Raw genomic sequence first — 19,267 nt, 5'->3', positions numbered from 1 at the left:
CTAAATAGCTATTGTTTTTTTCTCTGCTGTTCTGACGCCGCATTAGACAGCGGTCTCCAGAACGATAAACTGATACGGTTTCAAAATGATCTCTTTTTCTGTGATCTCCACAGCTTTCTGATTATTCAGAAGCACCTCTTTTACTTCTCCCGGCAAAGATACCTTCTGTGACTGTGCCTGCATATTTCCCAGGATCAGAAGATTTTTCTCACCGTTTCTTGTATATGCGATCAGATTCTTCTGTTCTTCCTGATATGGAGCGAATGTTCCGTATACAAGCGTTTCTTTATATTCCGGAGCTTTTCTCAGTGCAGTCAGCTTTTTGTAGAAAGAAAGGAGGGAATCACTGTCCGTTAACTGGGACTTTACATTGATCTCCTTATAATTGGGATTGACCCCAAGCCACGGCTCTCCTTCTGAAAATCCCGCATTTTTCTCTGCGCTCCACTGTACCGGAGTTCTGGCATTGTCTCTGGAAAATGCGGAAGCAGCATCAAGCGCTTCTTTTTCACTGCATCCGGCACGGAGCGCTACCTGGTATTCATCGATGGTACTGATGTCATCGATCTGATCCATAGAAGTAAACTCCATATTTTCCATACCGATCTCCTGACCCTGATAAATAAACGGAATTCCCTTCAGCAGAAAATAAACACCTGCCAGGAGCTTCCTTGAATCCGGACAGCGGTCTTCCGGAGAAATATAGTGACAGACACCTCTTGGCTCATCATGATTCTCAATAATGTTGGAGATCATGCCGGTATCCCCAATCTTTTTCTGCGTATGGAAAATACACTTCTTGTACTCTTCCGGAGTCAGGTACGGTTTGGATGCATACCAGCCATCCTCGCTCTTTCCGTAACAGGTTTCTTCAAAATCAAACATGGATGAAAAATATCCGTTTTCTCCGATAAAATCTTTGATCTCATCTTCCTTTTCATTGAAGACCTCTCCTACAGTAAAAGCATCATAGGGATGAAAGCACTTCTCAGCCATCTCTCCCAGAAATTCTCCAATCCCTTCTGCCTCCTCCAGCATCCTCCCGACGCTGCAGAGCCCATCTGCACGATCGGCAGGATAATCGGAAAACGGAAGCTTCTTCTTGATATTGATAATGGCATCAATACGGAATCCGCCAAGCCCTTTTTCCATCCACCAGCGGATGTTTTTGTAGACTTCCTCTCTTACTTCAGGATTCTCCCAGTTGAGATCCGGCTGCTTCTTGTGGAATACATGGAGATACTGTTTATCCGGATGTCCCGGAAGCTCTTCCCATACCGGACCACCGAAATAGCTTCTCCAGTTGCAGGGAGCTTTATCATCCTTTTTGTCCCGGATATAAAAGAAATTTCCATACTTTCCGTCCGGATCCTTAATGGCCTGCTGAAACCACTCATGCTCATCGGAGCAGTGATTTACCACCAGATCCATAAGGATGTACATTTCTCTTTTTTTTGCTTCTGCGATCAGACGATCCATATCCTCCATGGTCCCAAACCTCGGATCAATCGCATAATAATCTGCAATGTCATATCCCTGGTCTGCAAGGGGAGATTTATAGATTGGGGAAAGCCAGAGGATATCTGCTCCCAGTTCCTTAAGATAATCAAGCTTGCTGATGATTCCTGGGATGTCTCCGATTCCGTCTCCGTTGGAATCATAAAAGCTCTTGGGGTATATCTGATATACCACTTTGTCATGCCACCATTTTCGTTTCATCGTAATTCCTCCTATGCCTGTTTGATCATGCAGTACTGCTTCAGATCAAATCCTTTTTTCTGTACAATGCCGTATAATTTAAATCCGAATTTCTCATACATGGAAACATTTGCCGGATTATGGGTTTCCAGAGAGATCATCAGCTTATGCCTGTCCGCATAATCGATCACCTCATCCATCAGCTTTTCAGCAAGACCGTGATGCTGCATCTTCGGCGCCACTGCCAGATAGATCACATGAAGCCTTTCTGCTGTATGAAGCTGGGAAGTCCAGCTGGAATTCAGATAGTCTTTTCCCTGGATGAATTTCCGCAGGGTCGCAAGACTTGGATCCTCTTTGATCAGATAGCCATCTGTTTTCAGAAGGGCAAAAAAATCCACCATCAGATTATGTAAGGCTGCTTCATGCTCCGTTCCGTCGGATACTACCAGGATACTGTTCAGCTCACTGCTGTCTGCATAGATCTCGCAGGTCTCAAAAAACTCCGTAAGATCACAGGTAAAAAGCTCCGGCATCAGCCGTTCTCTGGTATCCCTGTCCGGGATCAGTGCATGATACAGAGGATCCTCCGAAAAACATACGGTCAATATCCGGATCAGCTTATCCAGATCTTCTTCTTTCACTCGGTATAAATTATGGCTTTCCATTCTTTCCTCCAGGTATGGTTTTATTCTGTTCCTTTTTCAAACATATCACTGACCTCGCAGATCAGATTCCTGAGCTTTTCCACTGCACGGATCAGATATTCAATATCATCCGCATAATAACGCTTCTGTCTTTCCCAGGCTTCCTTGAGGCTCTGCTTTTCTGCCTCCAGGCTGTCACCCGGCTTCTTTTCCTTCAGGCTTTCCACAAGATCATAAAGGTTCTCATGGTGGATGATCCTGCCCTTTCCCCACATCAGGCGATCCGGGGACTGCTTCAAGATATATTCCGTAAAATGATAAAAGACTTCCCGCTCAAACTGAAAGGCATAACAGTTGTTGTCAATACTGTAAAAAGCCTCCAGCGCAGGTGCGATCTCTCTTTTTTCCAGATATCCCATCGCTTTCTTCAGTGCATAAAGATTGTTCTGCACTGCCTGCTGCGGAAAGATCACATTGTCATCCCAGTCCAGACGTACCAGATAATCCTGGGATTTTCGGAATACACCGAGAAGCTTTTCGGTAATGGCATCGGCTTTTTTCCAGTCACGTTTTTCTTCCGGAAGGCTGTTGAAGCGCCGTACCTGCTCTGCAAGGATGGCAGCCGCTTTTTTTGCCTCTTCTGTTTTTTTCAGAAGGAGTGTACTGTCGGCGCCGGTCTGCATACACAGATCCGTATCCAGGGTCTTAATACTTTGGTCCAGTACCCGCCCGAAATCCATTGGCGGCAGAGCAAGGCTGTCAATAGCCAGAAGAAGTTTCAGATAAAATTCATGATGGAATCTGTATACCTCTTCCTCATAAACATCCTGGTTATCGTATTGGGAATGATAATAATTTTCCATAAAGGGACCACCGCTGAAATCATTGACCATGGACGGGATCCCGGAAATAGCCATGGTAAAATCATCAGACCAGGTTTCAATGGGATACAACGTGGTCATGCCCTCCGGATAAATCCCCTCCGGCATCTGCACAGCATCCACGAAGCTGCGCACAAAATCCGCATACTCATAGGTACATCGTACTGCATCTCTGGTACTGTGTGCATGAGCCGGAAGCTCAAAATTCAGATCTGCGATCACGTGCCCCTGCCACTCCGGTCTCGCCTCAAATACCTGGCGGTAAGCACCTGTGGACCAGTCATATTTTGTGTCGGAAATCCCCCATTCTTCTGCTGCAAGAGCACATACCACAATAGTATGGCGAGGTTTATAGCCACCACGGAGCAGCGCCCTGGCAATTCCAATGATCATGGCCACTGCCGCATTATCGTCCTGAAATCCCTCAAAATAGGAATCATAGTGAGCACTTAACAGGATCATGGAATCCGAATCGGTTCCCGGGATTTTGCCAACGATATTGTAGGTATACTGGTCTTTGAGTACCTCTGTGTCCGCATCAAATTCCACGGAAAGCTCCGGAACACGATTCCCATTCTCATTTTTTTCCTCCATCAGCTGACGGATCATAAGAAAATCTGCCCGTGACATGGAAAATGCAGGCGCACAGGAAGGTCCTGCGATATCCTGTGCATTCAAAGCCGTATCATCGATCTGTGCGTATCCTCTGCTCTGTACGGCGATCAGAGCTGCTGCACCCTTCAGGTGTGCCTGATACACCGGGTAGTTGATCCACCATTCTTCTCTCTGATTGATCTCGATAAGAACCAGCTTTCCTTTCACATCGATATCCTTATATTCGTCAGCTGTACCCTTTCCAAGATATACCAGATCAAACCTCTGAAAGCCATTGGTCTTAAAATCTGTCTGATATGCGCCAAGCTGGATCTCCCGGCAGGTTCCCTCTCTGTCATGGCAGCGCATCACCGCTTTTTTAAATTTCCATGCATCCACACGGATCTTATCTTTTTCTACCTGTGTGAGACCGGCTTTTTTCATTTCTTCCAAAAGCATATCTCCGGTTTTTCGCTCTGCCAGGGAGCCTGCTGTACGGTATCCCAGAACCGGATTTGTTTTTTCCTGTTCCATGTGCCTGGCCAGATCATAAGATTCTTTTATATTCAGGCATGAAACACATTTCTCCACGATGTTCAAATTTACTGTCATCCCTTTCTCGGCAGTTCCCTGCCGGCAGTTCCGTCCTCACGGCAGAGATATTCCTCTAACTGTTATAGATTATACCTTATCAATGTGCGGATTTCCAGATAAAAAAACGCGATTTGTTCTGACAAAAAATCCATCTCACAAATCACGTTATTATAATTTCTTTTTAGCCGGAATACCGAAGCGCATCAATAGGCTTCCTGGATGCTGCCTTGTTAGCCGGATACAGGCCAAAAAGCACACCGATCATCAAAGACATGGTGTTGGTGACACCGAACATGGCTTCCATGATCTCTGACTGATCCACAATGGAAAAAGCGTCTTCGTCCTGCTCAAAGCGTTCCATCAGGAGCTCTGTAAACGCATTTTCTGCCGGCTCCAGGCTATCCTCATCTGCTCCGGATGCGTAAAACATGGTCACATCCAGTACATTATCCGCAAGCCTGGTCATAGTAGAAAACGGGATGATCACCATAAGCCTTTTATGCCGTCGTTTCATTTTCCTTAACCTCCAAATATGCTGTGTATGTTCTCTCTGTTTTAAAAATATTTTTAAAAAAATGTGTAAAGTCTTTGTGTGATCTGTGAAAACCCGGTGAAAAAGGTATGATATTTTTCATATGCAAATACAAATAATTAATTATATTTTCTGTCTGTTGCCATTATTTTTTGTATATATTAAATATTATTTCAAAAATTATATATTATTTTCTGGTATTTTTTACTGAAATATGTTATAAAAGAAGTAAGAAAAACTACCGAAAATCAGATATTCCTGCTTTCGGTCCGAAATAAAGGAGGTATCTTTATGGCAAAACGTATTATCACCATCAATCGTATGTTTGGAAGCAACGGACGCCTTATCGGCAAGACTCTGGCTGAAAACCTGGACATCGGTTTTTATGATAAAGAACTGATCGACATGGCTGCCAAGAAAAACAATATCCCCTTCGACACCCTGGCAAAGGTAGACGAGAAAAAAGCCAGTCAGTGGGTATTTCCCGTTGACAGTGAGTTGCAGTTTACAGATAATTTCTCTTTTGTACCAATGAACGATGTGCTCTATGATCTCCAGAGAAAGATCATCCTGTCCCTTCCGCAGAGAGAGGACTGCGTAATTGTCGGCCGCTGTGCGACCAATATCCTGAAGGATAAATCACTTAAACTTTTTATCCATGCACCTTTTGAGGAAAGAGTTCAGAATGTGATACGCCGTACCGGCAGAGAAGAAGCCAGCGCACGGAAGCTGGTCAAAAAAATGGATAAAGAGAGAAAGGCTTACTATGAATACTTTACAGACAGCAAATGGCTGGATATGACACAGTATGATCTCTGTATTGACAGCAGCCGGTTCTCTATGGAGCAGATTATTGAGATTGTAAAGAGATGTCTTTAGGATTCTTTTTTTCTGAAAAATGTTTTTACACTTTGGAAGCGTAAGTGAAACCGCAGGGGAGGGGAAGCACTCGTAGTTGCGAAAGGCCGTTTCCCCTCCCCTGCACCCCTTCCCTCTGGCCCCGCTATGAACCGTACGTTTTGGTTATGTTACGCTGTTGACAGGGTGATGGATTCTGCGTTTGTTTAAAACGCCAGGCTGTGCCGATCTCATCGGCATAACACCTTTCAACAAGAAGACGTATCCTTCCCACACTTCCAACTCATTGTACAACACTGAAATATTAACTATTAATTTTTCAACAAGCAACATATCCTTCCCACACCTCCAACTGCGGACGCTCAACTCATCAAAACGTAAGGACAGGACACCACGCGTCCGCTTCCACCTCTCCGGCTAAAACGCCAGCCGGGGAAGTGACAGTCCTCCGGGCTGCTACGGAGGAGGGGTGATGATGGTTAGGTTGCGGGAGACGGCGTTATTGCGGAAGGGCCCAGCTGTTTGAGCCGAAGGCGAGTTCTGGGCCCTTCCGCAATGGTTTTAGCCGGCTCACGGAACCTTAGCAGCATCCCCCGACGGAGTCCGGCCCGGAGGACTGTCACTTCCCAGGCGTCCGTTCGCCAATATACCCCTTCAAAAACTCATATATATCCCCCTCCAGCGGCGGACACCCTTCCACATAATTCTGAAACTTACAGGTACAGTGTCCCACACCAAGCACACCCGTCTTACCACGATACCCCTGCCCGATGCAGATTTTTTCATCCAGCTTCTCAAAAAGCCCCTCTTCCTTCAGCATCTCCAATGCCGGGATCAGATACCCGTAGCAGGCACTGCAGGATTCCACTTCCTCCACGGCATCCGCAAGCTCCACAACCTTTCTGGATACCGGCATCCTCTGATCCGCACCATCCTCCAGAAATCTGACATCTGCCTTTGAAATATCTGAACAGCCCACGCCAAGCTCACCTGCCAGCTTCACATAGGGAACCTCAGCTACCTCATAATGCATCATCTGACACACATACGCGTCCACGAGAACCGGATCACAGGCAGCCATTACACGGTTCATCACGACAGGATTTCCGCCATCTTCAAAATCCAGATCCCCGCAGATATTATCCACAACAATAAAGTCCTGCTGTATCCCCATATTCAGATGAGCAATGGGTTTATGAAGCCCCAGAGAATGAAAACGTCTCTTTTCCTTATTTGGGATCAACCCCTTCATATTCTTAAGGGCACAAGTGATCTTTGTCTGACAATGGCCTTTCAGAACCGGCACATTGATCAGAAAATCAAGCTCCTTTACCCGCTCACAGACATTCAGCTCCATGCCGCCACAGTCCACAGAAACACCTTTATCCTTCTGCATATCCCAGAACGGCACCTGATACTCTTCCTCAAGCCTGTCAAAGCCACAGGTCTCAAAAGCCTCCCCTGTCTTATCTCCTACCCAGGATCCCTCCAGCATCACCATATCCCGGAAGCCATGCTCCTTCAGATACTCGATAATTCCTGCAACCACTTCCGGATGAGTCGTTGCACCCCAGGAAGCCTCTGAAGGAGAAACCAGATTCGGCTTGATCCCGATCTTTTTCTTTCTGTCCCCGATATGGGACTGAAGATCCGCTTTTTCCAGAAGCTCCTTTGTCATTCTTTTATATTCCGTGCCACTGGTAATAAAAATCTGATTTTTATCCATAATTATCAAAATTCCTTTCTTTCTGAAATGTGAATACTGATCTATAGCAAAGCTTTTTTCATCAGACAGGCCAGACAAAACAGCCGACAAATACAGCAGTCATCACAATTATAAAAAATACCCTCTCTACCGGTTTCCCGGTAAAAAGGATATTTTATCCGACATAGCAGTCTCGTATTATCTTTCGATCTTTGCCCCATTCCACCATGGGAATTCACGGTTCAGCCATTTTCCTGCAAGCTCACTCCATGGTTCACAGGCTCTTGCGATCCCTCTGCCGTTTTCGTTGGCAGTCAGCTCATTTGCCAAGCCGATTCCATGGGGACCCTGCGGAAAAACGTGATACTCCACTGGAATGCCCTTTTTATAGAGTGCCTGAACAAAGAGAAGTGTATTATCCAGCAGCACCGTCTGATCCTCAAAGGTATGCCAGATAAAGCTTCTGGGTGTATCTTCCGTAACCTGAAATTCCAGAGACATCCGATCTTTCAGCTCCTCATAACGATCTCCCAGAAGATTTCGAAAGCTTTCTTCATGGCCAGCTTTCCCTGAAGTGATCACCGGATAATTCAGGATCATGCCATTGGGACGAATCCGCTCGTTTTCCATTCCCGTGATCCCGGCAAGCTCCTCAGTATTCCAGAATACTCCCAGAGAAGCTGCCAGATGGCCTCCTGCCGAAAAGCCGGATACAATGATCTTATTTTTTTCAATATGCCACTTATCGCTGTTCTCTCTGAGAAGAGCTACTGTTTTTGCCAGCTGACGGAGAGCCACCGGATATCTGGCAGGTGCCACACTGTAACGAAGTACCACGGCGTGATAGCCCATTCCCATAAACCGGACAGCAATGGCTTCTGCTTCTCTGTCTGAAGTCATGCAATAGGCTCCACCCGGACAGATCACTATGACCGGACGCTTCTGTCCCGGATAGAGTTCTTCCGACTCCTGCCAGAAATAAGTTTCTATCCATGCCTCATTATAATCCTTTGTTTTCTCTTCGATCACAATTCTTTCGTTGACCATTCCGGTTTTCCCCTCTTCATTTCATCGCTTCTCTGATCGCTGCAAGAAGTTCATCGTATTCTTCGTAAGCAGGAATTTCCGGATGATCTGCACGGATCTGCTCTGTACTGCGGAAAAGGAAGCCTGCTTTGCTTGCCTGGATCATTCCGAGATCATTGTAGGAATCCCCGCTTGCGATAGTCTCAAATCCCATGGACTGCAGTGCCTTCACAGTTGTCAGCTTGGATTTCTCACAGCGCATCTTAAAGCCTGTGATCTCTCCATTCTCTGCTACTTCCAGGGAATTACAGAAAAGTGTCGGTCGTCCAAGCTTCTCCATCAGTGGAGTTGCAAACTGTGTAAAGGTATCACTGATCAGTATCACCTGGGAAAAAGATCTCAGCTCATCCAGAAATTCTTTTGCTCCCGGAAGGGGATCGATCTTTGCAATAGTCTCCTGGATCTCTTTCAGTCCCAGACCATGCTCCTTCAAAATTCCAAGTCTCCAGTTCATCAGTTTATCATAATCCGGCTCATCACGGGTTGTTCTCTTAAGCTCTGGGATTCCGCTTGCCTCTGCAAATGCGATCCAGATCTCCGGTACCAGTACACCTTCTACGTCCAGACATGTAATATACATCTTTCATATCCTCCTCTTGATCCAACTTACCGTTGATATTTCACAGAGTCTGACTTCTTCCGGCTGTCAGAACTCTTTATTCTTTTAGCGCTTTACCCTGATATTATCATATGCTCTCAAGGTCTGTAAACAGTTTTATTTTTTCTTCTTTTCCGATTCATAGATTTTCAGCTCTTTCAGTGCTTTTTCCCCAAGAGGATACAGCATGAAAATATTAAAGATCGTCATCAGGCCAATTCCTACATCTCCCAGATCCCATACAAATGTGTAAGCCGCGATCCCACCGATAAACAGCATCACCAGTGCCAGCACCTTATATCCTGTCTGTGAGCCCCAGTTATCACCGAAAAGATAGGACACATTGCCTCTTGCATAAAACAGGATTCCCAGGAATGTGGAAAAGCTGAACATAAACAGTGTTGCAGCAATAAAGATCACTCCAAACTGTCCCATATGATAATGCATGGCAGTCTGAAGAAGTTCCATTCCGGAAAGTCCCTGTACCAGATTTTCCGGTGCCAGAAGCATGATCATGGCTGTACAGCTGCAGATCACGATCGTATCCACAAATACACCCAGGGCCTGGACAAATCCGGCTTTTACCGGACTGTCACATTCTGCTGCCGCTGCTGCACAGGGAGCGGAGCCGCTTCCCGCTTCATTGGAAAAAAGACCTCTTTTTACTCCGTTCATCAGCACGACGCCAAATCCGCCGGCAGCAGCCTGACGAAATCCGAAAGCTTCTTCAAAAATCCGTTTAAATACTCCTGGCATACTTCCGAGATTTGTAAATATAATAAACAGTGTGATCACAAAATAAAGCACTGCCATCACCGGCACCAGAATATCCAGAACTTTAACCGTTGCATTCTTCCGAAGCACGATCACAGCTGCGATCACTACCAGCACGATGGTAGTATACAGCGGCGGAATATCAAAAGCATTTTTGAAAGACGCCGTGACGGAATTGCTGATAACCTGACTGATCCCACACCAGCAGATCAGGCCGGAAATGGCAAACAGAACGGAAAGCAGAACCTTTTTTCGTTTTCTGCCCTGTTTTTCTTCCCAGTAGCGATGGATATAGTATGCAGGACCGCCCCTGTAGCCACCATAAAGAGGATCCTTTTCTTTATAGAGCTGTGCCAGGGTCGCTTCGATAAAAGCAGTGGAGGAACCGATCAGCGCCGTGATCCACATCCAGAATACCGCTCCTGCACCTCCTGCTGAGATTGCAGCTACCACACCGACCAGGTTTCCCATTCCCACACGGGTAGCTGTAGATACGATCAGCGTCTGAAATGCTGAAAGATTTTTTTTGTCACTTTTCTTTTCTGACAGGGCTCGCACCATATCCGGAAAAAGACGGATCGGCAGAAGCTTTGTCCGGATGGTAAAATAAATACCAGTCGGAATCAGAAGCAGGATCAGAAGTGAGATTCCCAGCGTACTTCCTCCCGGAAGCGGGATCCTTATCAGATCTCCCCACAGAAATGAATAGACCTTTTCGATCATTGTTACTATCATGTTACTGTTTCCTTTCCCCAATCACCCCATGTGATCGTTTTGTTCTCTTTTTCTGCCCGTTGTTTGTATTTATTTCTGCAACGTTTTAAACGGGCAAAGCGTATTTTTTATTATAGTAGCTTTCTGTTCGTATGTAAAGAAAAATCCCGAATCTTTCGATCCGGAATTTTTTTTATTGGTAACTTTTCTGTTATTCGACAGATTTCTGATATCTGTCTCTTTTTATGAGCATAGCTGCATTTTACTCTCAGCCAGCCAGGTGGAACATCTCGATCAGGAATATCCAGCTCATTCCATAGTATGTTATCACAGCTACAAGGTCATTTACCGTAGTGATCAGAGGACCTGAGGCCACTGCCGGATCCACACCAACCTTTTTGAAAAACAGCGGTATGCAGGTTCCCACTGCACTGGATACCAGCATGGCCACCAGCAGGGATAATCCGATACAGCCGGATACCGCATAGGCAAATACGAGTGTTTTTCCTTTAAATAAGAAAATATACAATCCGATCAGTACAAAAGACAGAATACCGAGCAGACCACCGTTGCAAAGACCGATCCGCATTTCCTTCAGCACAAGCTCTGCTTTCTGTCTGCCCGTCAGCGTCTCATCCATCAGTACACGGATGGTTACAGCCAGGGACTGGGTTCCAACATTTCCTGCCATATCCAGGATCAGAGACTGGAAGCACATGATGATCGGCAGACAGGTAACTACTTTTTCAAATATTCCCACAACAGAAGATACCAGCATACCAAGGCCCAGAAGAACGATCAGCCAGGGCATTCTTTTTTTCATGCTTTCAAAAAGAGGTTCTTTCAGATCTTCCTCTGCAGTCAGACCGGCCAGCTTTGCATAATCCTCTCCCATCTCATCATCTACCAGATCGATGATCCCTGCGGATGTGATCACTCCAAGGAAACGATTGTCATCGTCCAGCACAGGAATGGAATCTTCGGAATAATCCTTCAGTCGTTCCATACAGTCGTCGATCTGCTCAGTACCATACACATATGGATAGGAAGTTACGATCAGCTCTTCCATAGGGTGGTCCTGTCTTGCTGTGATCAGATCCTTCAGATCCAGGGCTCCATAAAACTCCCCTCTGTCCGTCACTGCAAAGATCGTAGAAATATTATCATTATCTGCCGCCTGAGAAACCAGCTCACTCATGGCCTGCTTTACGGTCAGGTTTTCACGGATCACAATGCAGTTCGTTGTCATTCTGCTTCCGATCTCATCCTCATCAAAGGAGCGGATCATTTCGATATCTTTCCGCACCTGTTCATCCAGAAGCTGGATCAGAAGCTTGCGTTTTTCTTTATCGATCTGCTTTAAAACATCTGCCAGGGCATCGGTTTCCATTTTGGAAAGAATGGCTGCCGCTTTTTTAACATCCATCTCCTCCAGATATTTTACAGTTTCTTCTTCCTCCAGATACTCAAAAACATCTGCCAGCATACTGCTTTCCAGGATACGGTATAGTCTGCTGCGCTCCGCAGTGCTTAATTCTCTTAATACTTCCGCCAGATCGTTTTCGTGGAAATCCTGCAGCCTTTCACTTAAAACTGCCGGAGAAACACTGCTTCGGATCAGACTCAGAATATCTTTTGAAAAATCCTGATTTCTTTTTGTCATTTTCTCATCCTCCTCACATAGTATCGCACAAAATACGCACACCAAAAACAGACATGTTAAAGCATGTCTATGTGCTGTCTGATTTTTGATTGTGTTTCCTTGGGATTTGAGTATAAAGCGAAATGAATTTATACATGATCGCTTTACTGTAAGATTCTCAGAATGAGAAGAATGAAAAAAATATCTATTATAATCCTGCTGCAATTACAATGGAATAATACCGTACAGGTCCTGATGACGCTGTTCCGCCCTGTCATACATATCCTTCCGATATACAGATATACTATTCTCACAGATATTCTGTATACTTAAAACAGAATGGAACAGTCTCATCCTTCTCTGTTCTTTCCATCTTTCACTCTGAGAGCTACAACTTCGCCCATGAGAATCACAACTGTCCATTCTGTTCACCTGCCTTTTTTCTTAAAATATTCTATCAACCCGGCCATTATAACGTTCCCGGCCGGGTTTTGTCAACCGGATTTATGGTTAAATTTATTGTAAATCCGGGTAAAATTTTTCTACTTTACAGAGGTGGAGTTTATGCTGCTGCATTTCCGTTGATCGTATCAATGACTTTTTTTATTCCAAGCCAAACACTCATATCTGTAAAGATTTCTGAAATGCTCCCACGATCTGTAAACGGAGATTCCAATAAAACAGAAAGATCCTTCATCATCCCATTATGAACAATATACTCAATGATCTGATTTACAAAATAAATCTGCCTGCTGTCCAGACTTACATCCTCAAGATACTTTGAAAAAGCTTCCTTGGCTGCATTCATATCAAGACCTACCATTTCTCTGATAAATTCTCCCAATGGCTTTCTGCCAAATTCTGCTTCATAATCCTCTTTTGTACCAAGCTCGCTCCAGAGAATTTTTTCCAGTTCATCTACATCTTTTTCTGTAAGTGGCTGATTCTTTTTCAACTTTGATATCACATGGTCATCCTGATGCTGCCGGACATAATATTCTACCCGTGCCTTATAGTTTTTCAGATCATCGTTTTCCAATTCTGCTTCTTTCCATTCCGTTGAAAGAATTTCGTCTGTAAAATTGGTCATATATTTATTCCTGCTCTTATCCGGAATATACTTCATAAGATCTCTCAGATTTTCCCTGATATTTTCAAATTCATTGATTCCTGCATTTTCCATATAATCTGTATGCAAAATCTGATCGATCAGCCCTGCTTGTGCCTGAATCTCCGGTATATTTGCCACACCGGCAATTCCGGAAACCTTTTTTAAAAGATCTTTTCGTGCACTTGTATATTTCTTTCCAACCAGAGATGCAAGTTCTATTCCATACATAAGTGCATCAAAACGTACTGCTGTTACTTCATCACTTTCAGGCAAAATCAAGGGTGCAACTTCTTCCCTTACAAGTAAAGTATCTTCATAAGTAAGCATCTGATAGTTCGACTCTTCTGAATATAATTCTACATATTTCAAATGTTGGCGAACTGTAAAACTATCTCTTGGGAGCTCTTTTACTTTTTCAGTCATGTGCTTTACAAGCGCAGTCCTGTACGCAGTTAATTTATCTGTCTGATATTTAATATCCTGAAGCTTGTACGAAATCTCAAACTGAAGATTAAAAACCGCACTTTGCAACGCCATCAGATTTGCACTTGCTTTTCCCTTATTCATTCGGAAAAACTCAAAATTCCCACAGAAATCAAAAATGTAAAACTTTTTCTTATCTTCCCCATCCAGCAATCCCGGGCATAGTCTTGTTCCTCGTCCGATCATCTGCCAGAATTTTGCTTTACTCATGACTTTCTTAAAGAATACAAGATTAAGAACTTCAGATACATCAATTCCGGTATCTAACATATCTACAGAAATTGCGATCTGCGGTAGTTTTTTCGGATCTGAAAACTCATCAATTGCACTCTGTGCATATTTCATTCTGTTATCGATCACCATGGCATAATTCTTTAAATGCGGATATTCCTTATTAAAAATCTCAAGGATTTTTTCTGCATGATCATGATTTTTCGCAAAAATAATTGTTTTTCCAATCTTCTGTCCATATTCAATTTTAATTCCATCTCTCATCAGGACATGAAGAACTTTTTTAATTGTATCTTCGTTAAAAATCCAGGTATTCAATGCAGCCGAATTTATCACTTCCGGAAGCTTTCCATTTTCGTCTTCAAAAGTATTTTCATAGATTTCTTTATCTGCTTCTGAAAGTTCATCATATACAATTCCCTGATCAATAAATTTTACCCTGGATTCTACTGACAGATAATCAACCAGATATCCATCCTTAACCGCCTGCGCCAGATCATATCCATAAGTAGGATCTCCGTTTGCCAGTTCAAATACTTCATATGTATTTTTGTCAATCTCATCTTTCGGTGTTGCAGTAAGTCCTACAAGCAGTGCATCAAAATATGTAAAAATATCTTTATACTTATTATAAATAGATCTGTGCGCTTCATCACAAATGATCAGATCAAAATGACCACAGGTAAAAACTTTTCCTTCTTTATCATTTATCACATCAATACAATTTATCATGGTCTGATATGTGGAGAAAACACATCGTGACATATAATTATTCTTTTCTTCAACCAGATTTGTACAGGAAAAATCCTGCATCCAGTTTACAAAATTTCTTTTCGCCTGCGTTACCAGTGAATTTCTGTCCGCCAGAAAAAGGATATTCTTTACCCAGCCCGCATCAACCAGTACCTTGCACAAAGCCATTACTGTTCTGGTTTTTCCGGAACCTGTGGCCATAACCAGCAGTGCTTTTCTCCGATTCTTTTCATCAAAACTCTGGCATACTGCTTTTATCGCGGCTTCCTGATAATAGCGTCCTGCAATTTTTTTATCTACAGAAATATCCTGCAGGCTTGTCCGCATACTCAAAAGATTAAACCATTTCTCCAGATCCCGTTTGGAATAAATAACCGAACATTTTCTTTCCGGATATTGTCCGTCTATGATCCGGGTTTCAAAACCATTGGTAAGGAAAATTACCGGACGCCGTTTGTATTCCTGTTCCAGCAGATCTGCGTAAAGTTTCGCTTGCTGCCTGCCCTCGGCAACGTCTTTACAGGTACGTTTTGCTTCAATAATTGCCAGAGGTTTACTCGTATCATCATAAAGAACATAATCAATACGTCCAATCCCTGATTTATTCGGCATTCCTGTCACAGTCATCTCATTTAACCAGTCTTTTCCCTGGGTCCACCCTGCATCAATAAGCATGGAATCTATGTAAAGTTTTCTGGTTTCATATTCGGACAGATCCAGAGGTTTCGGAACATATGTCTGCTGCTGTTTCTCGTGACGTGCGGACAGTTCTTCCCTGAGAAAAGTATTTTCTGCCATTAGTTTTTGTAGATCCAGTTCCTGCTGGGCAGTTTTTTCCTGTTCTTTCAGAAGTGTTTCCTTTGTTGTTCTGGCTGTTTCCTTGGATGCCTTTGCCTTCTCAATTCTGTCATCAATAATCGACTTGTCAAATGGATGCTCCTGATACTGTTCTCCATAACAATATGCAACGTAATCTAAAAAAATTGACAGATTTTCAAGGCAGAGCATCGCTGCATCTCTGCCAGTTTTTTTATTGCTATGTGCCACACTGTTTCCACATCTGCGGATATAATCCATCCGTTTCCAAAGATCTGGTCCCACTAACTGTCTGAATTCTTCTGTATTCATCAGAGTATGAAGATTATCCTGGTACGGAATCTGCAAACTGTTTTCCACAGAATACAACCATTTTACAGCAAATTCCATAGCCCGCCGGCTGTTAAGAATACTCGCATCCGGATCTGCCAATATGATCTTCTCCGCAGATATGGCAACATTTGCAAATGCAGAGAATTTTGATTCATTTTTTAAGTAATCAAAGTTTGTTACCATTATGAAACCTCCCTCTTTTACTTACCATTACTCAAAATCCGATTCTAAAAGTTCACAAAATTCAATGCCTCGTCCATCTAATTTATATTTCAACAAATTGCTAATACGATTATCGCAGGTAGCAAAAAACAACTGTTCCATAGTCGCTTTCGATGACATTTGATATTTAAGCAAATCCATAAATGCTAACATATTTACATCGTCCATACATGCAGTTAAATCATCAATAAAATATATTTTCATCTTTTCGCGATCATTTCTTACATTGATACTAGCAAAAAAATGGGCCAACATGAATACACTAATTTGACCATTACTCAAAATATTAACGATATTTTTACCGTTATTATCAACTAACGAAATTCCTTCTTTTTCCGGAATAATATTAATTCCCTCATTAGAATTAAATCTCGCTAACTTATTATAAAATTTACCAAGAGCAGGTCCTACCCTTTTGTATTCATCTTGCGAAAGTTTCTCCACAGCATCTCGGATATCTTTCGCTCTTTGAGATGCAATATCTTTTAGTTCCTGAAGCTCTTCTATCTCTGTATCAAGAATCTTGTTTTTCTCTGTATTTTCTTCTATTTTCTTCCTCAGATCAGATAATGTTTTATTTGCAAGAATACTATCTATGGCATTAAGTTTTGACACAAATATATCGTAAGAAAAACTTGAAACTACATATGATTTTTTTATAATATTTTTCACCTTTTCATATGTCTGCTGCACCGTCTCATTTTCAAATTTATAACCTAGAACTGTTAAAATCTGTTGATATCCCTCTTTAATTTCCTGCTCTTTACATTCCCCTAAAAGTTGCTCTTCTACACCAGCCAATAATTCTTTCGCCATTTCAGCAGTCAAATTTTCTGCGTTGATCTCTTTTCGAGTTTTTTGCAATTCTTTGACTTCAGAAAAATATGGCTGAATTTCATCTTTCAGAATTTTCAGATTACTACTTTTAAGTTCTAATGTTTTCTCCTCATTCTCCACTACAAGTTTTGCCCGATTAATGACATTCTGATAAAGAATTTCAATTTCATTCTGTAACGTAATCTTATCTGCTTCTTTTATACTTACAGTTTTTCCATTTTCTTCAATATAAGTATCCGCTTCCTTAAGAATCATCTCCTCATCCATAGTCGCAAATAACTCAGAACCACAAATAGGACATCGAACAGAACCTTTTTCCTTAAAAATATTATTTCTATGCTCTATTACCACTTGTTTATTCGCTAAAAGAGAAGATAACAATTTTAACATCTTATTATTCTTAGAAAGTAAATCAATCTCATCAGAAAGAGCTTTCACTTTTTTCTGTTTTTCATTAATTTTCTGTTTATCCGCGTCAAAATCAACCTTCGTAAAACCAGCACTTTCTAATGCAAGTATATATTCTCCGTCCTGAAGAATCGAGTCTTTAGAAAGAGACAAAGTCTTCAATTTTTTAAGTTTTTCTTCTAAATTTGTAATCGTCTCTATACTCTTCCATAGCCCCGCTTTTACCGCACGTTGAATAGACACACTCTTCGTCTCCCAGTAAGAAACAATTTCTTTGATAACTCTTTGCTGATTCTTTAAAGTCTCATTTTTTATAAGTTTAAACAGTCTTTCTTCTACTATCAAATATCCACAATTTTCCACCTCTTTTTTTTGTTCCGTCAATTCAGCTTTATTCAATTCAACAATTTCTATTTTTTCATTCGGATAAAATATCGTCGCAGGATATGGAATCTTTTTTGCTTCTTCACAAGTTTTCGCGAACTCCTCTTCTTGATTCTTAATTAAGTCTTGTGACACTTTCTGTTTTGTTTTATCTTCAATATAACGTTCTACATCCTCAGCAAAAATATCCAAATTCTCTGCAATTTGTTTCTGTTCATCATAATTTGTAATAAATTCACCAAAAAAGTCTTTCAGTTCCTTTCTCTTTTTATTTTGTACATTGAATGACTTTTGGACATCACAAAAATGAAAATTATAAAAACTATTTCCCACATATTCACGTATAAATATTTTCGCCATTTCCTCATTTTCATCAAGCGTAACTTTAGAAAATTCTGAATTTAATTCATCCTTTTTCTGCCTTCTACAAAGAATTCTTTCTTTTTCTCCATCATATAACCAAAGAGATACTATAATATTTTCCTTTGATTTAGCATTTCTATTCTTCAAAATGCCATCTGTATTCATCCTACGATCAGCTTCATTAGTACTTCTGGTATCAAAAGTAGTTTTTAGTCTTCCAATGTTACCTGTCAAACACCATTCAATTGCATCAATAGTTGTTGTTTTTCCAATTCCATTTGCAGCTGAAAGAAGCACAACCGATTTATTCTCAAAATCAATTGTTTTATTTTGAAAACATCTAAAATTTATCATTTTAATCTTGTGTATTATCATTTTTCAGCCACTCCTTAATCAGCTCATAATCTTGTACTTCAAAAGACTTGTTCCATATTCCTTCTCTTTCTTTTTTTTGTACTTTTATATTCTTTCTTTTCATTAATGTCAAAAGTTTCTCATTCTCCGGAAGTAATTGTTCTAATCGCTCCATCTTTTTTTCATCCGGTGCAAATGAAGCTGACGAAATCATATGAAATGGTAATTCAATCACCTCATCATCACCAATTATAATTTGATTCCTATCTGTCATATCGCCTTTAATAATAATTTTTCTTGATATTGATAAATTTCCTTCTCTGTTTTTATCAGGTGTATCTCCAGAATAAACAATCAACTGTACAATATTATACCTCAGCTTCTGAATTGCACTTGCTTTTTTATTAATAATTGCAAACACACGAATTCGATTATCCCAACCATCACATAATGAATTAATTTCCATCGAATCTCCATCCAGAAGAAAAAACAAATCATCTTTCTGTTCACTAATAAAAATACCTAATAACTCTTCCGGTTTCTCATCTAAATCAAAAATATCTTCCATATTAATTCCATATTCAGAAGCTACATCTCCCTTAAGAATATCTGTATAGCCGTTTTTCCTAAACTCTTCCTGTAAAATCAT

At 41.8% G+C, this 19,267-nt stretch carries 13 protein-coding genes; 1 reads left to right on the top strand and 12 read right to left on the bottom strand.

The genetic code is table 11. The annotated features are described in order from the left end of the window. Positions 1-42: 42 nt before the first annotated feature. The 4 genes from DMI82_RS01285 to DMI82_RS01270 all read right to left on the bottom strand — a co-directional run bounded on the left by DMI82_RS01285 (position 43) and on the right by DMI82_RS01270 (position 4,928). Positions 43-1,719 (bottom strand): alpha-glucosidase, encoded by a 1,677-nt coding sequence (locus DMI82_RS01285; RefSeq protein ID WP_022426070.1) that lies wholly within the window; start codon positions 1,717-1,719, stop codon positions 43-45. Between the two features lie 11 nt (positions 1,720-1,730). Beyond that, positions 1,731-2,366, bottom strand: coding sequence for a GNAT family N-acetyltransferase (locus tag DMI82_RS01280; protein ID WP_015524714.1), 636 nt, complete (start codon positions 2,364-2,366; stop codon positions 1,731-1,733). A 20-nt stretch (positions 2,367-2,386) separates the two neighbouring features. Beyond that, the gene (locus DMI82_RS01275) at positions 2,387-4,432 is read right to left on the bottom strand and encodes a M28 family peptidase (protein ID WP_199579952.1); all 2,046 of its coding nucleotides are present in this window, start codon (positions 4,430-4,432) and stop codon (positions 2,387-2,389) included. A 163-nt stretch (positions 4,433-4,595) separates the two neighbouring features. Next, positions 4,596-4,928 (bottom strand): ABC transporter permease, encoded by a 333-nt coding sequence (locus tag DMI82_RS01270; RefSeq protein WP_110102169.1) that lies wholly within the window; start codon positions 4,926-4,928, stop codon positions 4,596-4,598. A 309-nt stretch (positions 4,929-5,237) separates the two neighbouring features. Here DMI82_RS01270 and DMI82_RS01265 point away from each other — a divergent pair, with 309 nt between their 5' ends. After that, the gene (locus tag DMI82_RS01265) at positions 5,238-5,825 is read left to right on the top strand and encodes a cytidylate kinase-like family protein (protein ID WP_021650917.1); all 588 of its coding nucleotides are present in this window, start codon (positions 5,238-5,240) and stop codon (positions 5,823-5,825) included. A gap of 598 nt (positions 5,826-6,423) precedes the next feature. Here DMI82_RS01265 and DMI82_RS01260 read toward each other — a convergent pair. The 8 genes from DMI82_RS01260 to DMI82_RS01225 form a co-directional block, all read right to left on the bottom strand. Continuing rightward, positions 6,424-7,530: a DUF362 domain-containing protein gene (locus DMI82_RS01260; RefSeq protein WP_110102168.1), complete on the bottom strand. Its 1,107-nt coding sequence runs from the start codon at positions 7,528-7,530 to the stop codon at positions 6,424-6,426. 177 nt (positions 7,531-7,707) lie between these two features. Next, the gene (locus DMI82_RS01255; protein WP_110102166.1) at positions 7,708-8,556 is read right to left on the bottom strand and encodes an alpha/beta hydrolase; all 849 of its coding nucleotides are present in this window, start codon (positions 8,554-8,556) and stop codon (positions 7,708-7,710) included. A 16-nt stretch (positions 8,557-8,572) separates the two neighbouring features. Further along, positions 8,573-9,175: a bifunctional phosphoserine phosphatase/homoserine phosphotransferase ThrH gene (gene thrH / locus DMI82_RS01250; protein ID WP_015524708.1), complete on the bottom strand. Its 603-nt coding sequence runs from the start codon at positions 9,173-9,175 to the stop codon at positions 8,573-8,575. A gap of 135 nt (positions 9,176-9,310) precedes the next feature. Beyond that, complete coding sequence (locus tag DMI82_RS01245) at positions 9,311-10,702, bottom strand: alanine/glycine:cation symporter family protein (RefSeq protein WP_110102164.1); 1,392 nt, start codon at positions 10,700-10,702, stop codon at positions 9,311-9,313. A gap of 247 nt (positions 10,703-10,949) precedes the next feature. After that, positions 10,950-12,344, bottom strand: coding sequence for a magnesium transporter (mgtE, locus tag DMI82_RS01240; RefSeq protein ID WP_110102162.1), 1,395 nt, complete (start codon positions 12,342-12,344; stop codon positions 10,950-10,952). Between the two features lie 541 nt (positions 12,345-12,885). Further along, positions 12,886-16,233: a DEAD/DEAH box helicase family protein gene (locus DMI82_RS01235; RefSeq protein ID WP_110102160.1), complete on the bottom strand. Its 3,348-nt coding sequence runs from the start codon at positions 16,231-16,233 to the stop codon at positions 12,886-12,888. A gap of 27 nt (positions 16,234-16,260) precedes the next feature. Further along, on the bottom strand, positions 16,261-18,639 hold the full coding sequence (locus DMI82_RS01230; protein ID WP_110102158.1) for an AAA family ATPase: 2,379 nt from the start codon (positions 18,637-18,639) through the stop codon (positions 16,261-16,263). Continuing rightward, the gene (locus tag DMI82_RS01225) at positions 18,620-19,267 is read right to left on the bottom strand and encodes a hypothetical protein (RefSeq protein ID WP_110102156.1); all 648 of its coding nucleotides are present in this window, start codon (positions 19,265-19,267) and stop codon (positions 18,620-18,622) included. Before DMI82_RS01225 ends, DMI82_RS01230 begins: the two co-directional genes overlap by 20 nt.

Source organism: Blautia sp. BCRC 81119 (genome assembly GCF_003184505.1).
GTDB classification, from domain to species: Bacteria; Bacillota; Clostridia; order Lachnospirales; family Lachnospiraceae; genus Blautia_A; species Blautia_A fusiformis.
Note: the sequence above shows the minus strand (reverse complement) of the source record. Positions and strands in the feature narration are given on the sequence as shown.

What these genes read in the sequence shown, in the direction of transcription:
- DMI82_RS01280 (WP_015524714.1), bottom strand. Translation starts at nt 2,366, where the DNA reads ATGGAAAGCCATAATTTATACCGAGTGAAAGAAGAAGATCTGGATAAG.
- DMI82_RS01230 (WP_110102158.1), bottom strand. Translation starts at nt 18,639, where the DNA reads ATGATAATACACAAGATTAAAATGATAAATTTTAGATGTTTTCAAAAT.
- DMI82_RS01235 (WP_110102160.1), bottom strand. Translation starts at nt 16,233, where the DNA reads ATGGTAACAAACTTTGATTACTTAAAAAATGAATCAAAATTCTCTGCA.
- DMI82_RS01255 (WP_110102166.1), bottom strand. Translation starts at nt 8,556, where the DNA reads ATGGTCAACGAAAGAATTGTGATCGAAGAGAAAACAAAGGATTATAAT.
- thrH (WP_015524708.1), bottom strand. Translation starts at nt 9,175, where the DNA reads ATGTATATTACATGTCTGGACGTAGAAGGTGTACTGGTACCGGAGATC.
- mgtE (WP_110102162.1), bottom strand. Translation starts at nt 12,344, where the DNA reads ATGACAAAAAGAAATCAGGATTTTTCAAAAGATATTCTGAGTCTGATC.
- DMI82_RS01270 (WP_110102169.1), bottom strand. Translation starts at nt 4,928, where the DNA reads ATGAAACGACGGCATAAAAGGCTTATGGTGATCATCCCGTTTTCTACT.
- DMI82_RS01275 (WP_199579952.1), bottom strand. Translation starts at nt 4,432, where the DNA reads ATGACAGTAAATTTGAACATCGTGGAGAAATGTGTTTCATGCCTGAAT.
- DMI82_RS01265 (WP_021650917.1), top strand. Translation starts at nt 5,238, where the DNA reads ATGGCAAAACGTATTATCACCATCAATCGTATGTTTGGAAGCAACGGA.
- DMI82_RS01245 (WP_110102164.1), bottom strand. Translation starts at nt 10,702, where the DNA reads ATGATAGTAACAATGATCGAAAAGGTCTATTCATTTCTGTGGGGAGAT.
- DMI82_RS01260 (WP_110102168.1), bottom strand. Translation starts at nt 7,530, where the DNA reads ATGGATAAAAATCAGATTTTTATTACCAGTGGCACGGAATATAAAAGA.
- DMI82_RS01225 (WP_110102156.1), bottom strand. Translation starts at nt 19,267, where the DNA reads ATGATTTTACAGGAAGAGTTTAGGAAAAACGGCTATACAGATATTCTT.
- DMI82_RS01285 (WP_022426070.1), bottom strand. Translation starts at nt 1,719, where the DNA reads ATGAAACGAAAATGGTGGCATGACAAAGTGGTATATCAGATATACCCC.